Source organism: Frigoribacterium sp. CFBP 13729, assembly GCF_014841875.1.
In the GTDB taxonomy this organism is placed as follows: Bacteria; Actinomycetota; Actinomycetes; order Actinomycetales; family Microbacteriaceae; genus Frigoribacterium.
Genome location: NZ_JACYUR010000002.1, coordinates 520,794 through 540,785, shown reverse-complemented (window position 1 = coordinate 540,785; position 19,992 = coordinate 520,794). Strand labels below are relative to the sequence as shown.

The 19,992-nt window shown below is 71.2% G+C and carries 17 protein-coding genes; 4 read left to right on the top strand and 13 right to left on the bottom strand.

Translation table 11 applies throughout. The annotated features are described in order from the left end of the window. Positions 1–36: 36 nt before the first annotated feature. The 3 genes from IFT77_RS08920 to dapE form a co-directional block, all read right to left on the bottom strand. Positions 37–207 (bottom strand): DUF3117 domain-containing protein, encoded by a 171-nt coding sequence (locus tag IFT77_RS08920; protein WP_123548132.1) that lies wholly within the window; start codon positions 205–207, stop codon positions 37–39. Positions 208–292: 85 nt separating this feature from the next. Next, positions 293–1,582, bottom strand: coding sequence for a hypothetical protein (locus IFT77_RS08915; protein WP_371740994.1), 1,290 nt, complete (start codon positions 1,580–1,582; stop codon positions 293–295). Next, entirely contained in the window at positions 1,567–2,643 is a 1,077-nt protein-coding gene (gene dapE, locus IFT77_RS08910) for a succinyl-diaminopimelate desuccinylase (RefSeq protein ID WP_192041150.1), read from the bottom strand. Before dapE ends, IFT77_RS08915 begins: the two co-directional genes overlap by 16 nt. A gap of 71 nt (positions 2,644–2,714) precedes the next feature. Here dapE and dapD point away from each other — a divergent pair, with 71 nt between their 5' ends. Beyond that, the gene (gene dapD / locus IFT77_RS08905) at positions 2,715–3,683 is read left to right on the top strand and encodes a 2,3,4,5-tetrahydropyridine-2,6-dicarboxylate N-succinyltransferase (protein ID WP_192041149.1); all 969 of its coding nucleotides are present in this window, start codon (positions 2,715–2,717) and stop codon (positions 3,681–3,683) included. 93 nt (positions 3,684–3,776) lie between these two features. Here dapD and IFT77_RS08900 read toward each other — a convergent pair whose 3' ends face one another. From IFT77_RS08900 to IFT77_RS08885, 4 genes are read right to left on the bottom strand one after another with little or no spacing between them, the layout of a single operon-like run. Further along, a complete protein-coding gene (locus IFT77_RS08900; RefSeq protein WP_123548129.1) occupies positions 3,777–5,072 on the bottom strand; it encodes a citrate synthase in 1,296 nt (431 codons plus the stop codon). Positions 5,073–5,088: 16 nt separating this feature from the next. Further along, complete coding sequence (dapC, locus tag IFT77_RS08895; RefSeq protein WP_371741011.1) at positions 5,089–6,192, bottom strand: succinyldiaminopimelate transaminase; 1,104 nt, start codon at positions 6,190–6,192, stop codon at positions 5,089–5,091. 10 nt (positions 6,193–6,202) lie between these two features. Then, entirely contained in the window at positions 6,203–6,529 is a 327-nt protein-coding gene (fdxA, locus tag IFT77_RS08890) for a ferredoxin (RefSeq protein WP_123548127.1), read from the bottom strand. Between the two features lie 39 nt (positions 6,530–6,568). Further along, positions 6,569–7,924, bottom strand: a complete 1,356-nt coding sequence (locus tag IFT77_RS08885) for a PIG-L family deacetylase (protein WP_192169778.1) — start codon at positions 7,922–7,924, stop codon at positions 6,569–6,571. Positions 7,925–8,058: 134 nt separating this feature from the next. On the opposite strand from IFT77_RS08885, the gene efeU reads away from it, so the two are divergent. The 3 genes from efeU to efeB are packed head-to-tail and all read left to right on the top strand — an operon-like array spanning position 8,059 to position 11,512. After that, entirely contained in the window at positions 8,059–8,952 is an 894-nt protein-coding gene (gene efeU, locus IFT77_RS08880; protein WP_192169777.1) for an iron uptake transporter permease EfeU, read from the top strand. Further along, positions 8,949–10,142 (top strand): iron uptake system protein EfeO, encoded by a 1,194-nt coding sequence (gene efeO / locus IFT77_RS08875; RefSeq protein WP_192169776.1) that lies wholly within the window; start codon positions 8,949–8,951, stop codon positions 10,140–10,142. Before efeU ends, efeO begins: the two co-directional genes overlap by 4 nt. Positions 10,143–10,162: 20 nt before the next feature. Then, a complete protein-coding gene (efeB, locus tag IFT77_RS08870; RefSeq protein ID WP_192169775.1) occupies positions 10,163–11,512 on the top strand; it encodes an iron uptake transporter deferrochelatase/peroxidase subunit in 1,350 nt (449 codons plus the stop codon). Between the two features lie 78 nt (positions 11,513–11,590). Here efeB and IFT77_RS08865 read toward each other — a convergent pair whose 3' ends face one another. The 6 genes from IFT77_RS08865 to IFT77_RS08840 all read right to left on the bottom strand — a co-directional run bounded on the left by IFT77_RS08865 (position 11,591) and on the right by IFT77_RS08840 (position 19,768). Continuing rightward, a complete protein-coding gene (locus IFT77_RS08865) occupies positions 11,591–12,109 on the bottom strand; it encodes a hypothetical protein (protein WP_192041143.1) in 519 nt (172 codons plus the stop codon). A gap of 200 nt (positions 12,110–12,309) precedes the next feature. Beyond that, positions 12,310–14,220, bottom strand: a complete 1,911-nt coding sequence (typA, locus tag IFT77_RS08860; RefSeq protein ID WP_123548121.1) for a translational GTPase TypA — start codon at positions 14,218–14,220, stop codon at positions 12,310–12,312. Between the two features lie 151 nt (positions 14,221–14,371). After that, the gene (locus IFT77_RS08855; RefSeq protein ID WP_192169774.1) at positions 14,372–16,129 is read right to left on the bottom strand and encodes an ABC transporter ATP-binding protein; all 1,758 of its coding nucleotides are present in this window, start codon (positions 16,127–16,129) and stop codon (positions 14,372–14,374) included. Next, positions 16,126–17,082, bottom strand: coding sequence for an ABC transporter permease (locus IFT77_RS08850; RefSeq protein WP_192041141.1), 957 nt, complete (start codon positions 17,080–17,082; stop codon positions 16,126–16,128). Before IFT77_RS08850 ends, IFT77_RS08855 begins: the two co-directional genes overlap by 4 nt. Then, positions 17,072–18,001, bottom strand: a complete 930-nt coding sequence (locus IFT77_RS08845; protein ID WP_192041140.1) for an ABC transporter permease — start codon at positions 17,999–18,001, stop codon at positions 17,072–17,074. Before IFT77_RS08845 ends, IFT77_RS08850 begins: the two co-directional genes overlap by 11 nt. A gap of 144 nt (positions 18,002–18,145) precedes the next feature. Beyond that, positions 18,146–19,768, bottom strand: coding sequence for an ABC transporter substrate-binding protein (locus IFT77_RS08840; RefSeq protein WP_192041139.1), 1,623 nt, complete (start codon positions 19,766–19,768; stop codon positions 18,146–18,148). Positions 19,769–19,992: the final 224 nt, after the last annotated feature.

Sequence of the window (19,992 nt, the reverse complement as noted above, 5' to 3'; positions counted from 1 at the left end):
CCGACGGGGCGTCGAGGGTGATGCGGGAGGTCGTGCCTAGTCGCCGACGACGTTCGCCAGCGCGTCGTGGAGCTCTCGTGCTTCGTCGTCGTTGACCGACACCACGAGGCGGCCGCCACCTTCGAGCGGAACGCGCACGATGATGAGACGGCCCTCCTTCACGGCCTCCATAGGCCCGTCGCCGGTCCTCGGCTTCATGGCTGCCATCAGATAGTCCCCTTTCGCGAAGATTCAGATCCCATTATCTGTGATTCTGCGGCTGACACCTAAACAAGAGGAGGCGTCACCCGGCTCACGGGGGCGTCCAGTCGTACCCGTCCACCCACCAGCACCAGTCGATCCAGAGCCACTGGCCCGCCACGGCGAGCAGCACGATCCCGACTCGCCAGGCCCTCGAGCGCGGCAGGGCGAGCACGCCGAGCAGCGGGAACAGCGGCATCAGCAGGCGCCAGGTGCTCGACTGCGGGAAGAACACGGCGAGCAGGTAGAGCGCGTAGGCGAGGCTCCACAGCCGGAGGTCGACGCCGAGTCGACGTCCCCACGGGCCCAGCAGGAGCACCGCGAGGGCGATCAGCGAGATCACCAGCAGAGCCACCCCCAGACCACCCGGGAACCACCAGTTCGCACCCTCGATCCAGGGCGTGAACGGCACCAGCGGGCCGTAGCCGATGTACGCCGACCGCCAGGCGAGCTCCGTCTCGGTGTACGCGTCGAGCCTGCCGGTGACGAGTCCGGCGACGAGCAGCCAGCCGACCCCGAAGACCGCCGACGCCACCGTGGCCGTCCCCGCGGCGAGCATCTCGCGGCCGGGGAACGGATCGTCGCGTCGGCGCCACCAGCGGTAGAGCGTGTGCAGGCCGAGCGCGAGGGCCAGCGGCAGGGCGCCCGGCCGCGTGAACGACATGACCAGCACCACCGGCAGCATCGCCACGTAGCGCCGCTGCAGGAGCAGCAGCAGGGCCGCACAGAGCAGGAACAGGAACATCGACTCGGCGTAGGCGACCTGCAGCAGCGGCGACAACGGCGAGGCGCAGAACAGCACCACGGCGAAGAGCGCGGTGCCCTCGGGCAGCACCCGTCGGAGGAGCTTGTAGAAGAGCAGCGCCGTGCCGCCCGCGAAGACGGTCGACACGACCACGGCGAGGGTCGCGAAGGAGGCGCCGGTCAGCTCCATCAGACCGCGCACCAGGAACGGGTAGGCCGGCATGAACGCCCACGCGTTCTCGGCGACGTGGCCGGTCTCGGTGAGCGGCAGCGTCGACGGGTACCCCACGGCCGCGATGATGTAGTACCAGTGGCCGTCCCAGATGCTGGCGAAGCTCGCGTAGTCCGGGCTCGCGAGCGTCCAGGCGTTGGCGCCCTGGCGCTGCGCGAAGCTGACGAGCAACACCGTGCTGACGACGCGCGACAGGACGAAGACGCCGAGCACGCGGGCCCACCACGGCAGCAGCCGCCCGCGGACGGTCAGCCAGCGGCGCGCGTCGGAGGCACGCGACGCCGGACGGGTCGACGACACCGGACGGGTCGACGACGACCGGGTCGACGACGCCGGGGACGGCCGCGTGGTCAGGCCGTCAGCCACGCCCGCAGTCCGCGCTCGTTGTCGAGGATCTGCTGGACCGGCACCCGCTCGTCGTCGTGATGGGCCAGCAGCGGGTCGCCGGGGCCGTAGTTGACCGCGGGCACGCCGAGGGCCGAGAAGCGGGCGACGTCGGTCCAGCCGTACTTCGGCTTCGCCTCGCCGCCGACGGCCTCGAGGAACTGCCGGGCCAGCGGGGCGTCGAGGCCGGGGCGGGCGCCCGGGGCGAGGTCGACGATCGTCACGTCGAAGCCGGCGAACAGCTCGCGGACGTGAGCGACGGCCTCGTCCGCGCTGCGGCTCGGCGCGAAGCGGTAGTTGACGTGCACCATGCACTCGTCGGGGATGACGTTGCCGGCCACGCCCCCCGTGATCCCGACGGCGTTGAGCCCCTCACGGTAGACGAGCCCGTCGACCTCGACCTCGCGCGCCTCGTACGCGGCCAGGACGTCCAGGATCGGGGCGGCCGCGTGGATGGCGTTCGAGCCGACCCACGAGCGCGCGCTGTGCGACCGGGCGCCGAAGGTCCGGATCTCTGCCCGCAGGTTGCCGTTGCAGCCGCCCTCGACCTCGCTGCGGGTCGGCTCGCCGAGGATGGCGAAGTCGGCCTCGAGGAGGTGCGGGTGCAGCCGTGCGAGCCGCCCCAGGCCGTTGAGGGCGTCCGACACCTCTTCGTGGTCGTACCAGACCCAGGTGACGTCGACCACGGGCTCCGTGAGCTCGACCGCGAGGCGGAGGTGGACGGCGCTGCCCGCCTTCATGTCGACGGTGCCGCGGCCCCACAGGTGCTCGACCCCGTCGTCGTCGGTCTCGAAGCGGGTGGGCAGGTTGTCGTTCAGCGGCACGGTGTCGATGTGCCCGGCGATGACCACGCGACTGTCGCGGCCGAGCTCCGTCCGGGCGACGATCGCGTCGCCGTCGCGGAACAGCGTGAGGTGGTCGTGCCCCTCGAGGGTCTGCCAGATCGAGTCGGCCACCGCCTGCTCGTTGCCGGAGACGGACTCGACGTCGCAGAGCTGGCGGGTGACGTCGACGGCGGACACGCTCAGGTCGAAGGGCGGCATGGACCCGAGTGTAGGGCCGGTGCCCGGCAGGTCGCCGGGCGGCGCCTCCCCGCCGCCCTACGATCGAGGGCATGACCACGGACACCCCCGCCGCCACCCACGCCCACGGGTACGGGCTCGCCACCGTCGCCCGCGACGGCAGCACGCTCGACACCTGGTTCCCCGCGCCGTCGCTCGGCCGGCTGCCCGCCGACCGCGACCCGGCCCTCGTGCCCGCCGAGATCGCGGACGCCGCCGGGCCCGACGCCCGCCGGGGCGTCGACCTCGTCCCCGTGACCGTCGAGATCGAGCTCGCCACGCCTCCGGCGTCCACGCCCGACGCCTACCTGCGGCTGCACCTCCTGAGCCACCTGCTCGTCGCGCCGAACACCATCGACCTCGACGGCGTCTTCGGCCACCTGCCCATCGTCGTCTGGACCAACGCCGGACCGGTGCACCCCGACGACTTCACCCGCCTCCGCCCGTCGCTGCAGCGCGCCGGCGTCGCGACGACGGGCATCGACAAGTTCCCGCGGATGCTCGACTACGTCACCCCCGACCGCGTGCGCATCGCCGACGCCTCGCGGGTGCGCCTCGGCGCCCACCTCTCGCCCGGCACCACCGTGATGCACGAGGGCTTCGTCAACTTCAACGCGGGCACGCTCGGCGCGTCGATGGTCGAGGGCCGCATCTCGCAGGGCGTCGTCGTCGGCGACGGGTCGGACATCGGAGGCGGCGCCTCCATCATGGGGACCCTGTCGGGAGGCGGCACCCAGCGCATCACCATCGGCGAGCGCGCGCTGCTCGGCGCCAATGCCGGCATCGGCATCGCGATCGGCGACGACACCGTCGTCGAGGCCGGCCTCTACGTCACGGCGGGCACCAAGGTCGTCGTCGTGGGCGGCACCCCGACGAACGACGGCAAGCAGCAGACGGTCAAGGCCGTCGAGCTCTCGGGCCGCCCGGGGCTGCTGTTCCGCCGCAACTCGGTGACCGGCGCCGTCGAGGTGCTGCCGCGCAAGGGCCACGGCATCACGCTCAACTCGCAGCTGCACGCGTAGCCGCGACGACAGGACGGGCGGGTCCGTCGTCCCCGGGTCGTCGTCGACGCCCGGTCACGACGGACCCGCCCGTCTGCGCTGCCGGTGCCGCGGCTAGCGCTGCGGCCAGTCGCGCTGGGTCTCGCCCAGGTACAGCTGCTGCGGGCGGCCGATCTTGGTCGCGGGGTCCTGGTTCATCTCGCGCCAGTGGGCGATCCAGCCCGGCAGACGACCGATGGCGAAGAGCACGGTGAACATGCGCGGCGGGAAGCCCATCGCCTTGTAGATCACGCCGGTGTAGAAGTCGACGTTGGGGTAGAGCTTGCGCTCGACGAAGTAGTCGTCGGCGAGGGCGATGTCCTCGAGCTCCATCGCGATGTCGAGCAGGTCGTCCTTGACGCCGAGGGCGGCGAGCACCTCGGTCGCGCTCTCCTTCACGAGTCGGGCACGGGGGTCGAAGTTCTTGTAGACCCGGTGGCCGAAGCCCATGAGCTTGACGCCGTCTTCCTTGTTCTTGACGCGCTCGACGAAGCGCTCGACGCCCTGGCCGCTGTCGCGGATCTCGGCGAGCATCGTGAGCACGGCCTCGTTCGCGCCGCCGTGCAGCGGGCCGTAGAGCGCGCTGATGCCGGCCGAGATCGACGAGAACATGTTCGCCTGCGTCGAGCCGACGAGGCGGACGGTCGACGTCGAGGCGTTCTGCTCGTGGTCCTCGTGCAGGATGAGGAGGCGTTCCAGCGCCTTCGACAGGACCGGGTTCACCTCGTACGGCTCGGCCATCGTGCCGAAGTTCAGCTTGAGGAAGTTGTCGACGAAGCTGAGCGAGTTGTCGGGGTAGAGGAACGCCTGGCCGAGGCTCTTCTTGTGCGCGTACGCCGCGATGACCGGCAGCTTCGCGAGCAGGCGGATGGTCTGCAGCTCGACCTGGGCAGGGTCGCTGACGCTCATCGACCCCTCGTAGAAGGTGCCGAGCGCGCCCACGGCGCTCGAGAGCACGGACATGGGGTGCGCGTTGTGCGGCAGCGCGTCGAAGAAGCGGCGGAGGTCTTCGTGCAGCAGGGTGTGGCGGCGGATGCGGGCGTCGAAGTCGGCCAGCTCGTCGGCGGTGGGCAGCTCGCCGTAGATGAGCAGCCACGCGGTCTCGAGGTAGGTCGAGTTCTCGGCCACCTGCTCGATCGGGTAGCCGCGGTAGCGCAGGATCCCCTCGTCACCGTCGATGTAGGTGATCTTCGAGCGGGTCGCGGACGTGTTCACGAACCCCGTGTCGAGGGTCGTGTAGCCGGTCTGCTTGGTGAAGCTCGAGATGTCGATCGACGAGGCACCCTGGGTGCTCGGCACGATCGGGAACTCGGCCGTCCCCCCCGGGAACTGCAGCGTGGCCTTCTGGGCGTCGTTGGCAGGATCAGTCACCCTGTCACCCTAGCGGTCAGCCCTGGAGGCGCTCCACGGCCGCGGCGATCCGCTCGTCCGTCGTCGTGAGGGCGACCCGCACGTGGCGCCCGCCGTCGACGCCGTAGAAGCTGCCGGGCGCGACGAGCACGCCGCGCTCGGCGAACCAGTCGACGCTCGTCCAGCAGTCCTCGTCGCGGGTCGCCCAGAGGTAGAGCCCGGCCTCGCTGTGGTCGATGCGGAAGCCCGCGGCCCCGAGGGCAGGGGCCAGGGCCGCGCGACGGGCCCGGTAGCGCTCCTTCTGCTCACGCACGTGCGCCTCGTCGCCGAGGGCTGCGCGCATGGCCTCCTGCACCGGGGCGGGCGGCATGAGGCCGGCGTGCTTGCGTACGGCCAGGAGCTGGCCGATCACGTGGTCACAGCCAGCCACGAAGCCGGCCCGGTAGCCCGCGAGGTTCGACTGCTTGCTGAGGGAGTAGACGCTGACGACGCCGCGCAGGTCGTCGCCGACGACCCTCCGGTCGAGGATGCAGGGCGTCGGCCTGTCGGCCCACTCGCCCTCCCAGCCGAGCTCGGCGTAGCACTCGTCGCCGGCGACGACGGCGCCGAGCTCGCGGCCGCGCGCCACGACCGCCCGCAGGTGCTCGTGGTCGAGGACGGCGCCGTCCGGGTTGCCGGGGCTGTTCACCCAGATCAGCCGAGTCGACTCCGGCCACTCGGCGGGGTCGTCGCTGGCCAGCACGTCGGCGCCCACGAGCGCCGCGCCGAGCGCGTAGGTCGGGTAGGCGGCGACCGGGTGCACGACGGTGTCGCCCGGGCCGAGGCCGAGCCAGAGCGCCATGCCCGCGATGAGCTCCTTGGAGCCGATGGTGGGCAGGACGTTCGCGTCCTGAAGGCCGGACACGCCCCTCCTGCGCTCGTACCACTCGGCGACGGCCGCCCGCAGTGCGGGGGTGCCGGCGACCTGGGGGTAGGCGTGGGCGTCGGTCGCGGCCGAGAGGGCCCTGGCGACGACCTCGGGGGTCGGGTCGACGGGCGAGCCGACCGAGAGGTCGACGATGCCGCCCTCGTGCCGGCGGGCGACGGCGGCCGCCGCCGCGAGCGAGTCCCAGGGGAAGTCGGGCAGCGACAGCGCCACGATCGACCGGGGCCTAGGCCTGCGCGCCCTGCGGGGGCAGGGCGGAGATCACGGGGTGGTCGCCCGCGATGACCCCGACCTTCGCCGCGCCGCCGGGCGAGCCGATCTCGTCGAAGAACTCGACGTTGGCCTTGTAGTACTCGGCCCACTTGTCCGGCAGGTCGTCCTCGTAGTAGATCGCCTCGACGGGGCACACGGGCTCGCAGGCACCGCAGTCGACGCATTCGTCGGGGTGGATGTAGAGCGAGCGTTCGCCCTCGTAGATGCAGTCGACGGGGCACTCGTCGATGCAGGCACGGTCTTTGACATCCACACAGGGCAGTGCGATCACATACGTCACGTTCGGGGGGTTCCCTTCACCTCGGGCAGAGGGTCCAGCCTAGCGCGCCGTCGGCTGGGTGCCGGCGGAGGAGGCGGTGGGCGCGGAGTCGGACGCGGTCGACGAAGAGGCGGTCGACCCGTCGTCGGGCCCGGCGCCCCGCGGCGGCAGGGTCGGCCAAGCGATCACGACCATCGCGATCAGCAGGGGTCCGAAGGTCCACGCGTAGCCGGGGCCGTTCGCCGGCACGAGCGCCGAGCCGCCCGCACCCGGCTGGGACAGCAGCGCGGCGGCGCCGAGCAGGCCGAGCGCGACCGCGACCGCGACGACGCGGGAGCCGAAGAGGAGGCGCATGCCGGCCAGCAGCGCCGCGGCCATCACCAGCGACAGCACGAGGCCGGACCAGATCGGCGCGCCGGCGACGGTGACGGTGCCCTGGTGGGCGACCGTGCCGAGGGCTCCGAAGACGGCCCCCGCGGCGAGGGCGAGCACCGTGGTCGCCACCCGGCCGCCGGTGCTCATGTCGGCGAACTCGGAGGCGCCGGCGGGGCCGGCCGCCCGGGAGTCGGGCTCCGGCACGAAGCGGAACGACTCGCTCGTGCCCACGGGCTGGACCGCGCCGTGGGGGAAGAGGATCCCCGCCGCGCCCCGGGGCAGGTCGACGACCTCGACCTGCGTCCGGTAGCGGCGCAGGGCGGCCAGGCGGCGTGCGGTCGAGGCACGGACGTCGACCGTGCGGACCGAGTCGTCGGCGGCGAGCGCCTCGGCCTCGGCGCCCGTGGCCTGTTCGGCACCCGCGACGACGGCGAAGAAGGGCACCTCGGCCAGGCGCGCGACGCGCACGGCGGCCCGGTTGGCCCGGACGTGGTCGGGGTGGTGGTAGCCGCCGTCCTCGTCGTAGCTGACGATCGCCGTCGGCCGGACGGACTCGACCACGGCCTGCAGGTCGGACACGATCTCGCCGAACTCGGCCGCGCAGAAGGCGGCGCCGTGCAGGTCGGGGGTCGGGCCGGCCACGCCGTCCGACCGCCACACCATGCCGCTGTCGCGGTACACCCGCGCCGGCAGCCCGTGGGTGCGCGCCTCGGGGTCGCCGAGGAACCGGTGGTCGCGGACGCCGAGGTCGCGCATCGCCTCCGCGATCTCGCCCTCGCGGTGCGCGGCGAGGGCGGCTTCGTCACCGCGGAGCCGGGCCAGGTCGTCGGGCATGACCTCGCCGAGCTCGCCGCGGGTGCAGGTGACGATCGTCACCTCGGCGCCGGCGTCGACGAGGGCGGCGATCGTGCCGCCCGTCGCGATCGTCTCGTCGTCCGGGTGCGCGTGCACGAAGAGGACCCGCTCGGCCCGCAGGGCGGAGGGCTGGCCGGGGCGGGCATCGCCCTGGCGGGCATCGGGGGCGGAGCCGAAGTACGTCATCACTGGACAGGATATGCCGCCCCGCACTATGGTCGGTCCGGCCCGGGAAGCTGGTGAGGTTAGCCTAACCAAACTACCCGGACCGGTCGCGGTCACCCCACCGCCGCACGCCCTCCTCTCGAAAGCCGTCGCCCGTGCTCGCCAACTACCTCATCGGACTCCGCGAGGGCCTCGAGGCCGCCCTCGTCGTGGGCATCCTCGTCGCCGCCGTCGTCAAGCTCGGCCGCCGGGACGTCCTCCCCCGTCTCTGGCTCGGCGTCGCCGCCGCCGTCGTCCTCTCGCTCGGCCTCGGCGCCGTGCTCACCTTCGGCGCGTACGGCCTGACGTTCCAGGCCCAGGAGATCATCGGCGGCGGCCTCTCGGTCGTCGCCGTCGGGTTCGTCACCTGGATGGTCTTCTGGATGGCCCGGACGGCGCGCAGCATGCGCGGCGAGCTCGAGTCGAGCCTCGACCGCGCGATCGCCGGCGGGGCCTGGGCGGTCGTCGCGCTCGCCTTCCTGTCGGTCGGGCGCGAGGGCATCGAGACCGCCCTGTTCGTCTGGGCGACGGTGCAGTCGACCGGAGGCGGCGACGCGCCCGTCGTGGGCGCCCTGCTCGGCATCCTCACGGCCGTCGCGATCGAGGTCGCGATCTACCGCGGGGTCGTCCGCCTCGACCTGCGCCGCTTCTTCACGGTCACCGGGTACCTGCTCGTGCTCGTCGCGGCCGGGGTGCTCGCCTACGGGGTGGGAGACCTGCAGGAGGCGGGCGTGCTGCCGGGCCGCACCTCCCTCGCCTTCGACGTCAGCGCCGCCGTGCCCCCGACGAGCTGGTGGGGCACCCTGCTGCAGGGCCTCGTCAACTTCACCCCGACGCCGACCTGGCTGCAGGCGGGCGCCTGGCTCGCCTACCTCGCCGTCGTCGTCCCGCTCTTCGCGCGCGCCACCCGTGGCCGTGCGCCCCGCCCGGCGGAGGCCTCCACCGCCTCCTCCGACTCCTCCCCCACCGACCGCCCCACCGCCCGCACGACCGCAGGAGCACCCCGATGACCCCTCGCCCCCTCGCCCTCGTCTCCGGCGCCGCGCTCGTCGCGCTCGCCCTGACCGGCTGCGTCGCGAACTCCCCCGGCGGTGCCGCCACGGCCGGAGCCACCGTCGTCACGGTCGACGGGAACGCCGACGCGTGCTCGCTCTCGGCCACCACGGCGCCGAGCGGCCCCGTCACGTTCACCGTGACGAACACGGGCGACGACAACACCGAGTTCGAGCTGCTCGCCTCCGACGGCCTGCGCATCATCAGCGAGAAGGAGAACATCGGGCCGGGCACCAGCGCCTCGATGACCGTCGCGGTGCAGCCCGGCGACTACGTCACGGCCTGCATCCCCGGCCTCGTCGGCGAGGGCGTCCGCGCGCCGTTCACCGTGACCGACTCGGGCGCCGACGTGACCCCCGTGGGGACCGAGAAGGAGCAGGTCGACGCCGCGGCCGCCGCGTACCTCGGGTACGTGAAGGACCAGGTCGGGCAGCTCGTCCCCGCGACCCAGGCGTTCCTCGACGCGTACACGACCGGCGACGACGACCTGGCACGCAGCCTCTACCCGACGGCCCGCGCGTACTACGAACGCATCGAGCCCGTCGCCGAGTCGTTCGGCGACCTCGATCCGAAGATCGACTTCCGCGAGGCGGACGTCGAGCCCGGCACCGAGTGGACCGGCTGGCACCGGATCGAGAAGGACCTCTGGCAGCCGACCGCGGACGAGAACGGCGGCGAGGCCTACACGCCCCTGACCGCTGACGAGCGCACCCGCTTCGCCGGCCTGCTCACCGCGGACACGGCCGAGCTGCAGTCGGCCGTGACGGCGAGCGGGTTCTCGATCAGCATCGACACGATCAGCAACGGCGCCGTCGGCCTGATGGACGAGGTCGCCACCGGCAAGATCACCGGCGAGGAGGAGATCTGGTCGCACACCGACCTCTGGGACTTCCAGGGCAACCTCGAGGGCGCCCGCGTCGCCTACGAGGGCGGGCGCGACATCGTCGCCGACAAGGACCCGGAGCTCGTGGACCGCATCGACTCGCGCCTCACGGCCCTCGAGGACCTGCTCTCGTCGTACGGCAGCCTCGAGGCCGGCTACCCCTCGTACACGGAGCTGACCGACGCCGACAAGAAGAAGCTCAGCGACGCTGTCAACGCCCTGAGCGAGCCCCTCAGCGAGCTCACCTCGACCCTGGTCGGCTGACGGGTGCGCGAGGGCGGACGATGACGGACGAGGAGGCGCGGCGCGCGACGAGCGAGACGGCTGCGGCCGGTGAGCCCACGGGTCCAGGCGGCGCGTCGCGCGGGCTCTCCCGCCGCGGACTGCTGGGCCTGATCGGCACCGGTGTCGGGGCGGGCGCCCTGGGCGTCGGGGTCGGGGTCGGCAGCGACCGGGCCCTGCAGGCGCACGCGCAGGGCACCTCCGGCGCCGCGGCCCGCTACCCCTTCGCCGGCCGCCACCAGTCGGGCATCACGACCGCGGCCCAGGACCGGCTGCACTTCGCCTCGTTCGACATGGCCGCCGGCACCACCCGGCGCGACCTCGTCGAGCTGCTGCAGGACTGGAGCGCCGCCGCCGCCCGCCTGACCCAGGGGCTCGACGTCAGCGAGACGGGCGCGACCGGAGGCTCGCCCCTCGCGCCGCCGGACGACACCGGGGAGGCGACGGGACTGCCCGCCGCCGGGCTCACGGTCACCATCGGCTTCGGCCCGACGCTCTTCACGGACGCGACCGGCGCCGACCGCTACGGCATCTCCTCACAGCGGCCCGCCGTGCTCGTCGACCTGCCGCACTTCTCGGGCGACCAGCTCGAGGAGGCACTGACCGGCGGGGACCTGTGCGTCCAGGCCTGCAGCGACGACCCGCAGGTCGCCGTCCACGCCGTGCGCAACCTGTCGCGCATCGCCTTCGGCCGGGCCTCGCTGCGCTGGTCCCAGCTCGGCTTCGGCCGCACCTCGTCGACGACGCGGGGCCAGTCGACGCCGCGCAACCTGTTCGGGTTCAAGGACGGCACGGCGAACGTGCGCGCCGAGGACGGCGCCGCCGTCGAGCAGGGCGTCTGGGCTGCCGGCAGCGACGGCGCCGACTGGATGGACGGCGGCTCCTACCTCGTCGCGCGCAAGATCCGCATGACCATCGAGACCTGGGACCACGCCTCGCTCACCGAGCAGCAGACGGTCGTCGGGCGCGACAAGGGCGAGGGCGCGCCCCTGTCGGGCGGCTCGGAGTTCACGGCCCCCGACTTCTCGGCCGTGTCCGCCGACGGCTCGGGACCGGCCATCGCCGTGGACTCGCACGTGGCGCTCGCCCACCCCGACCAGAACGACGGGGCGACCCTGCTGCGCCGCGGCTACAACTTCGTCGACGGCAACGACTCGCTCGGCCGGCTCGACGCCGGGCTCTTCTTCATCGCGTTCCAGCGGGACCCTCGACGCCAGTTCGTGCCCATCCAGACGGCGCTCGCGCGGGACGACCGGATGAACGAGTACCTGAAGCACGTCGGCTCGGGCATCTTCGCCGTGCCGCCGGGGGCGAGCCAGGGCGGCTGGGTCGGCGAGACCCTGCTGGGCTGAGGCGCGCCTCCTGCGGGAGGGCTCGGCGGGCCGCTTCGCAGGGCCTGGTCGACGCCTCGACCGGACGGGCGCGACGGGCTAGACGGGCGTGACGACGTAGGTCGCGACGACGGCGCCGTCCGAGGACTGCGTCGTGAGCGTGAGCAGCACGCGGTACGTGGCCCCGGTGAACGTGCCGAGCGCGGTGTCGCCGTCGACGTTCACCCCGCTGGCCGTGTAGCCGGCGCCCTCGAGCTGGGTCTGAGCCGTGGCGAAGTCGTCGAGGCTGCCGACGGTGAGCTGGGCGACCCAGCCGGTGCCCTCGGGGCCCGCTCCCCCGCCGCGGACCGTGCCGTCGAGCAGGGGCACGTCGGCCGGGAACGACTCGGGCAGGGTGCCGTCGGTCGACACGCTCGCGCCGCCGAGCACGTCGCCCACCGCGTCCTCGACGGTGCCGCGCACGCTCTCGACGCCCTGGTCGACGGCGCTGCCCACGATGTTGTCGACCATCGAGCCGTCGCCGCAGGCGGTCAGGCCGACGACGACCCCACCGGCCAGCAGCAGGGCGGAGGCGGAGCGGACGAGGCGGGTGCGGGGAGTGCGGGTCAGCGTGGTCACGGCGACGACCGTAGCGCCCGCCGCTGTGCGGAGCCGTGGAACGTGCGGCCGCTGCACCACCACCCGGAGCGGGCTCGGCATCGGGGCCGGACACGGGTGCTGAGGACGACGGCTGGCCACACGACGAAGGAGGCGCCCCGCACTGCTGCGGGGCGCCTCCTCCGTGACCTGGCCGGGCCGGCCTGATCGGGTGTCGCTCGTTACGCGTTCTGCTTCTTGAGGCGAGCCGTGCTGCGCTGACGCGCGCTGGCGTCGAGCTCGACCTTGCGGATGCGGATGGCGTCGGGGGTGACCTCGACGCACTCGTCGTCACCGGCGAACTCGAGGGCCTCCTCGAGCGAGAGCACCTTGGAGGGCGTCATCGACTCGAAGTTGTCGGCCGTCGACTGACGCATGTTGGTCAGCTTCTTCTCCTTGGTGATGTTGACGTCCATGTCGTCGGCGCGCGAGTTCTCGCCCACGACCATGCCCTCGTAGACCTCTTCGGTCGGCTGCACGAAGAAGGTCATGCGCTCCTGCAGGTTGATGATCGCGAAGGGCGTGACGACACCGGAGCGGTCGGCGATGATCGAGCCGTTGGTGCGGGTCGAGATCTCGCCGGCCCAGGGGCCGTAGCCGTGGCTGATGCCGTTGGCGATGCCGGTGCCGCGCGTGTCGGTGAGGAACTGCGTGCGGAAGCCGATCAGGCCGCGCGACGGGACGATGAACTCCATGCGGACCCAGCCCGAGCCGTGGTTCGCCATGTTCTCCATGCGGCCCTTGCGGGCGGCCATCAGCTGCGTGATCGCGCCGAGCCACTCGTCGGGCACGTCGATCGTCATGTGCTCGAACGGCTCCTGGAGCTTGCCGTTCTCGTCACGACGGGTGACGACCTGGGGCTTGCCGACGGTGAGCTCGAAGCCCTCGCGACGCATCTGCTCGACCAGGATGGCCAGCGCGAGCTCGCCGCGGCCCTGGACCTCCCACGCGTCGGGGCGTCCGATGTCGACGACCTTGAGCGAGACGTTTCCGATCAGCTCGCGGTCGAGGCGGTCCTTGACCATGCGGGCGGTCAGCTTGTGCCCCTTGACCTTGCCGATGATGGGCGAGGTGTTGGTGCCGATCGTCATCGAGATGGCGGGGTCGTCGACCGTGATGGTCGGGAGCGGCCGCACGTCGTCGGGGTCGGACAAGGTCTCGCCGATGGTGATGGTGTCGAAGCCGGCGACGGCGACGATGTCGCCGGGGCCCGCGCTCTCGGCCGGGTAGCGGCTGAGGGCCTTCGTGATGAGCAGCTCGGTGATGCGGGCGTTCGCGACGGTGCCGTCGGCCTTGACCCAGGCGACCGTCTGGCCCTTCTTCAGGGTGCCGTGGAACACGCGGAGGAGCGCGAGGCGACCGAGGAACGGCGAGGCGTCGAGGTTGGTGACGTGGGCCTGCAGCGGGTGCTCGTCGTCGTAGGTCGGCGCGGGCACGTGCGTGAGGATCGCGTCGAACAGCGGCTCGAGGTCGTCGTTGTCGGGCAGCGAGCCGTCGGCGGGCTTGTTGACGGACGCGGCGCCGTTGCGGCCGGACGCGTAGACGACGGGCACGTTGAGGATGGCGTCGAGGTCGAGGTCGTCGACCTCTTCGCTGAGGTCGCTGGCGAGGCCGAGGAGCAGGTCCTGGCTCTCGGCGACGACCTCGTCGATGCGCGCGTCGGGACGGTCGGTCTTGTTGACCAGCAGGATGACGGGGAGCTTGGCCGCGAGGGCCTTGCGGAGCACGAAGCGCGTCTGGGGCAGGGGGCCCTCGGACGCGTCGACCAGCAGGACGACGCCGTCGACCATGGACAGGCCGCGCTCGACCTCGCCGCCGAAGTCGGCGTGGCCGGGGGTGTCGATCACGTTGATGGTGATCGGGCCGTCGGTCGCGTGGGCACCGTTGTAGAGCACCGCGGTGTTCTTCGCGAGGATCGTGATGCCCTTCTCGCGCTCGAGCTCGTTCGAGTCCATCATGCGGTCTTCGGTGTCGAAGTGCGCGTCGAACGAGTTCGTCTGCTTGAGCATGGCGTCGACGAGGGTCGTCTTGCCGTGGTCGACGTGGGCCACGATCGCCACGTTGCGCAGGTCGCTGCGGATGGCAGTCGCCATGGATGTATTCCTTACGAGAAGAGTCAGGGGGAAGTGGTCGGGACGGGGCCCGGCGGGAACAGTCTACGGCACGTGGTAAAGGGGCCCTCCCCCGTGCTCTCGGCACGGTCGGAGGGCCCCTTCACAGGCAGGTTGCCCGGGTGTCAGCCGCTCAGCGGCCGAACTCGAACTGCGCGCCCGGGATGGCCTCGAGCAGCTCGCGGGTGTACTGCTGCGACGGGTTCGCGAAGATCTCGTCGGTGGTGCCCGACTCGACGATGCGGCCCTTCTGCATGACGCAGACGTTGTCGGCGATGAGCCGGACGACCGCGAGGTCGTGCGTGATGAAGAGGTACGTCAGGCCCAGCTCGGTCTGCAGGTCGGTGAGCAGGTCGAGCACCTGCCCCTGCACGAGCACGTCGAGGGCCGAGACGGCCTCGTCGAGCACGATCACGTCGGGCTTGAGCGCGAGCGCCCGCGCCACCGCGATGCGCTGACGCTGACCGCCCGAGAGCTCGCCCGGGTAGCGGTTGACCATCGACACCGGCAGCGAGACCTGGTTCAGCAGCTCGTGCACGCGGGCCTGGCGGCTCTTGTGGTCGCCGATGCCGTGAGTGACGAGCGGCTCGGCGATCGTGTTGCCGACGCTGTACATCGGGTCGAGCGAGCCGTACGGGTCCTGGAAGACCGGCTGCACCCGGCGACGGAACCCGAAGAGCTCCGAGCCCTTCAGCGCCCCCACGCTCTGGCCGTCGATCGCCACGGTGCCCGAGGTGATGCCCTCGAGCTGCAGCACCAGCTTGGCCACGGTCGACTTGCCCGAGCCCGACTCGCCGACGAGGGCCGTCGTCGTGCCGCGCGGGATCGAGAACGAGACGTCGTCGACGGCCCGCAGCTCGGTGGTCTTGAAGCCGCCCTGGCGGATCGCGTAGACCTTCGAGAGGTTCTCGACCTTGATGAACTCGGCGTTCGTGCGGCCGAGCTCCTCGCGCTGACGGGCACGGGCGATCAGGTCGGCGTCGTCGGCGCCCTCGTCGCTGACCTCGCCCGCGTGGCTGTGCGTGGGCTCGATCGTCGACTGGATCCGACGGCTGGCGAGGCTCGGCGCCGCCGCCACGAGGCGCTTCGTGTAGGGGTGCTGGGGGTTGGCCAGGATCTCCTTCGAGGGACCGGACTCGACCACGCGGCCCTTGTACATGACCACGAGCTTCTCGGCGCGCTCGGCCGCGAGGCCGAGGTCGTGCGTGATGAAGAGCACCGAGGTGCCGTAGTCGCGCGTCAGCGTCTCGAGGTGGTCGAGGATGCGCCGCTGCACGGTCACGTCGAGGGCCGAGGTCGGCTCGTCGGCGATGAGCAGCTTGGGCCGCGATGAGAGGCCGATCCCGATCAGCACGCGCTGGCGCATGCCGCCCGAGAACTGGTGGGGGAACTGCTTGAGGCGCTGGTCGGCGTCGCCGAGCCCTGCCTCCTGCAGCACCTCGATCGCTCGCTGCCGCACCGCCTGCTTGCCGGTGGCGACGCCGTTCGCACGGATCGCCTCCTCGACCTGGAAGCCGATGCTCCACACGGGGTTGAGGTTCGACATCGGGTCCTGCGGGACGTAGCCGATGTCGCGACCGCGGATCGCCTGCATCTCGGCGGCGGAGGCCTTCGTGAGGTCCTTGCCCTCGAAGAGGATCTGACCGCCCGTGACCTCTCCGGTGCCGGGCAGCAGGTCGATGATCGAGGTCGCGGTGGTCGACTTGCCCGAGCCGGACTCGCCCACGATGGCGAGGCGCTCGCCCGGCATCATGGTGAAGTCCACGCCGCGGACGGCGTCGACGTAGCCCGACTGGGTGCGGAACCCGATCTTCAGGCCCTTGATCTCGAGCAGGGGGGTCGCGCCGGAGGCGGTGGTCGCCTGGGCGGGTCGGGTGGAGGTGTCGCTCATCGACGGGCCCTCGCCTTCGGGTCGAGGGCGTCGCGCACGACGTCGCCCATCATCAGGAACGACAGCACGGTCAGGCTCAGCGCGGCGGCCGGCCAGATCAGCGGCATGGGCGCGACGCGCAGCGACGACCGGGCGGCGTCGATGTCGTTGCCCCAGGACATGACGCCGCTGGGCAGGCCGATGCCGAGGAACGACAGCGTGGCCTCGGCCACGATGAACGTGCCGAGCGACACGGTCGCGACGACGATCACCGGGGTGATGGCGTTCGGCACGACGTGGCGCAGGAGGATGCGGAACCGCGAGACGCCGAGCGCCGTCGAGGCCATCACGTAGTCGCTGCTCTTCGCGCCGAGCACCGAGCCGCGCATGATGCGCGCGATCTGGGGCCACGCGAAGAGCGACAGCACGAGGGCCACGGTCAACGGCGTGCGCGACGGCAGCACCGACATGAGCACGATCGCCCCGAGCACCGTCGGGATGGCGAAGAAGATGTCGCCGATCCGCGAGACGACCGCGTCGAGCCAGCCGCCGTAGTAGCCGGCCAACGAGCCGATGACGATGCCGACGATCGTGACGATCACCGTGGCCAGCAGCCCCACCGTCAGGGAGGCGCGCGTGCCGTAGATGACGCGCGCGTAGACGTCGAGGCCCTGCAGCGTGAAGCCCATCGGGTGGCCCGCCTCGGGACCGCCGTTGCTGGAGCGGAGGTTCGCCCCCGCGGTCGGCGACGTCGACGTGAAGAGCTGCGGGAAGACCGCGACGACGATGACGAGCAGGATCAGGACCGCGGAGATCCAGAACAGCGGGCGGGTCTTCATCGCGTCCCACGCGTCGTTCCAGCTCGAGCGGGGCTTCTCCGACTCGTCGACGGCGTCGACCGCCTTGAGCGGGGTCTCCTCGATCGGCGCGACGTAGTGGTCGGGCGAGAGGCCGGGGGTCGAGTTACTTGGCATAGCGGATCCTCGGGTCGAGAACGGCGTAGAGCAGGTCGACGAGGAGGTTGGCCAGCATGAAGATGATGACCATCACGGCCACGAACGACACGACGGTCGGGCCCTCGCCGAGCTGGATGGCGCGGTAGACCGTGCCTCCCACGCCCTGGATGTTGAAGATGCCCTCGGTGACGATCGCGCCCACCATGAGCGAGCCGATGTCGACGCCCAGGTAGGTGACGACCGGGACGAGCGAGTTGCGCAGGATGTGCACCCCGACGACGCGTCGACGGGTGAGGCCCTTGGCGGTGGCCGTGCGGACGAAGTCGGCGCTCATGTTCTCGGACACGGAGGCGCGGGTCAGCCTCACGATGTAGGCGAACGACACGGACGCCAGCACGATCGCGGGCAGGACGAGCTCGTTCCACGGGGCCTGCGAGCTGACGGTCGTGCGGAACAGGCCGAGTTGGATGCCGAAGACGTACTGCAGCACGAAGCCGATGACGAAGGTCGGGACCGAGATGAGCAGCAGCGAGACGACGAGGGCGCTGTTGTCGAAGATCTTGCCCTTGCGCAGGCCGGCGACGAGGCCGACCAGGATGCCGGCGACGGCCTCGAAGAGGAGGGCCAGCATCGCCAGGCGGAAGGTGATCGGGAACGCCCGGACGAGCTCGTCGATGACCGGTCGACCGGAGAAGGTCGTGCCGAGGTCACCCGTGAACAGCCCGCCGACGTAGAGCAGGTACTGCACGATGAAGGGCTTGTCGAGGTTGTACTGGGCGCGGATGGCCTCGATGACCGCCGGGCTCGGCTGCTTCTCGCCGAAGAGCGCCGCCACGGGGTCGCCCGGCAGGGCGAAGACCATGAAGTAGATGAGGAACGTCGCCCCGAAGAAGACGGGGATCAGCTGGAGGAGGCGCCGGCCGGTGTACCAGAGCATCAGGCCGCCTCGGATTTCTGCGCGTGCATGGTTGTCGCAATCGTGTGGAGGGAGGAGTGGACGCCCTTCGGGGGGCCCGGGACAGGATGACCTGCCCGGACCCCCCGGGGGACGATGAGAGCGGCGGGGCCGCTCTCGGTGCGACTAGTTCTTGGTGACCTCGTAGAAGAGGGGCACCGAGTTCCAGCCGAACTCCACGTTGCTGACCGTGTCGGCCCAGACGCCCGTGACGTTCGAGTACCACAGCGGGACGACGGGCAGGTCCGTGAAGAGGACCTCCTGTGCCTTCTGGAAGTCGGCGGTCGCGTCCTCGGGCGACGACGCTGCGGCGCCCTCGGCGAGCAGGCCGTCGAACTCGGTGCTGGTGTAGCGGCCGTAGTTCGATCCGGCACCGGTCTGGTACAGCGGCGAGAGGAAGTTGTACAGCGACGGGTAGTCGGCCTGCCATCCGGAACGGAAGGCGCCGGTCATGGCGTCGTTGTCCTCGTCGTCGAGCAGCTCGGCGAAGGTCGGGTAGGACTGGCCCTCGGCCTTGATGCCCAGCGTGTCGGAGATGCTGTTCGTCGCGGCGTCGACCCAGTTCTGGTGACCGCCGTCGGCGTTGTAGGCGAGGGTGAACGTCGTGTCGCCGTAGGGCGAGATGGCGTCGGCCTCGGCCCACAGCTCCTTTGCCTTGTCGGCGTCGTACGAGAGCACGTCAGAGCCCTCGAGGTCGTCCGAGTAGCCGTCGATGACCGGGGACGTGAAGTCCTTGGCCGGCGTGCGGGTGCCCTGGAAGATGACGTCGGTGATGTCGTCGCGGTTGATCGAGAGCGAGATGGCCTGGCGGCGCAGCTTGCCCTCCTCCGTCGTGCCGTCGAAGTGCTCGAGGTACTGCGGGATGGTGAACGACTGGAAGATCGCTGCGGGCTGGTTGACGTAGCGGTCCGCGAAGTCGCTCTGGTAGGAGGCGAACTGGGCGTCCGGGACCTGGTCGAGGATGTCGAGGTTGCCCGACAGCGCGTCGGCGTAGGCCGCGTCCTGAGTCGTGTAGAACGTGATCGTCAGGCCGCCGTTGACGGGCTTGCGCGGGCCGTCGTAGTCGGGGTTCGTGACGAGCTTGATGTCCTGGTTGTGGGTCCAGGCGCCTTCGCTCTCGAGCTTGTACGGGCCGTTGCCGACGGGGTTCTCGCCGAACGCGTCGACGTCGTCGTAGAACGACTCGGGCAGCGGCGAGAAGGCCGAGTAGCCGAGGCGGAGGGGCCAGTCGGCGGCGGGCGCGGACAGCTCGACCGTGAACTCGGTGTCGCTGACGACCTCGAGCTGGAGGTCGCTGTCGGCCTCGGCGTCGTAGCCGGCGATGTTGTCGAAGAAGTACGAGGCGCTCTGGGCGTTGGAGACCTGAGCGGCCCAGTTCCAGGCCTTCGTGAACGACTCGGACGTGACCGGGGTGCCGTCGGTGAAGGTCTGGCCGTCCTTGAGCGTGATGGTCCAGAGCTGGTTGTCGTCCGACTCGATCGACTCGGCCGCGTCCATCTCGGACTCGCCCTTCGCGTTGTACGAGACGAGGCCCGCGAACACGGAGTCGATGATCTTGCCGCCGCCGACCTCGGTGGTGTTCGAGGGGACGAGCGGGTTCTGAGGCTCGTTGCCGTTGGTGGTGATGATGGCGCTGGAGTCGCCCGAGCCGCTGTCGCCCGAGTCCCCACCGCTGGCGCAGCCCGTGAGGACGAGTGCTGCCGTCCCCACGACGGCGATGGCCCCGAGGCCCATGCGCGTCTTCTTCAATGTTCCTCCTGATGCGGGAAAGGACGCAGCGGGACCCCCATGAGCCTCGCCGCGTTGGATGCAGTCACCCTAAGCACCGGGCTCAGCCATCTCCAAACCCCTGGGGGAACGGTTACACGACGGAAACCAACTCGCCGGATCTTTGCGTCCGTGGGCGATCTGTTGCGCCGCGGCTGCGAAGAGCGCAAGGATCCGCTGCGAGAAATCAGACAGCTGCCGGGTAT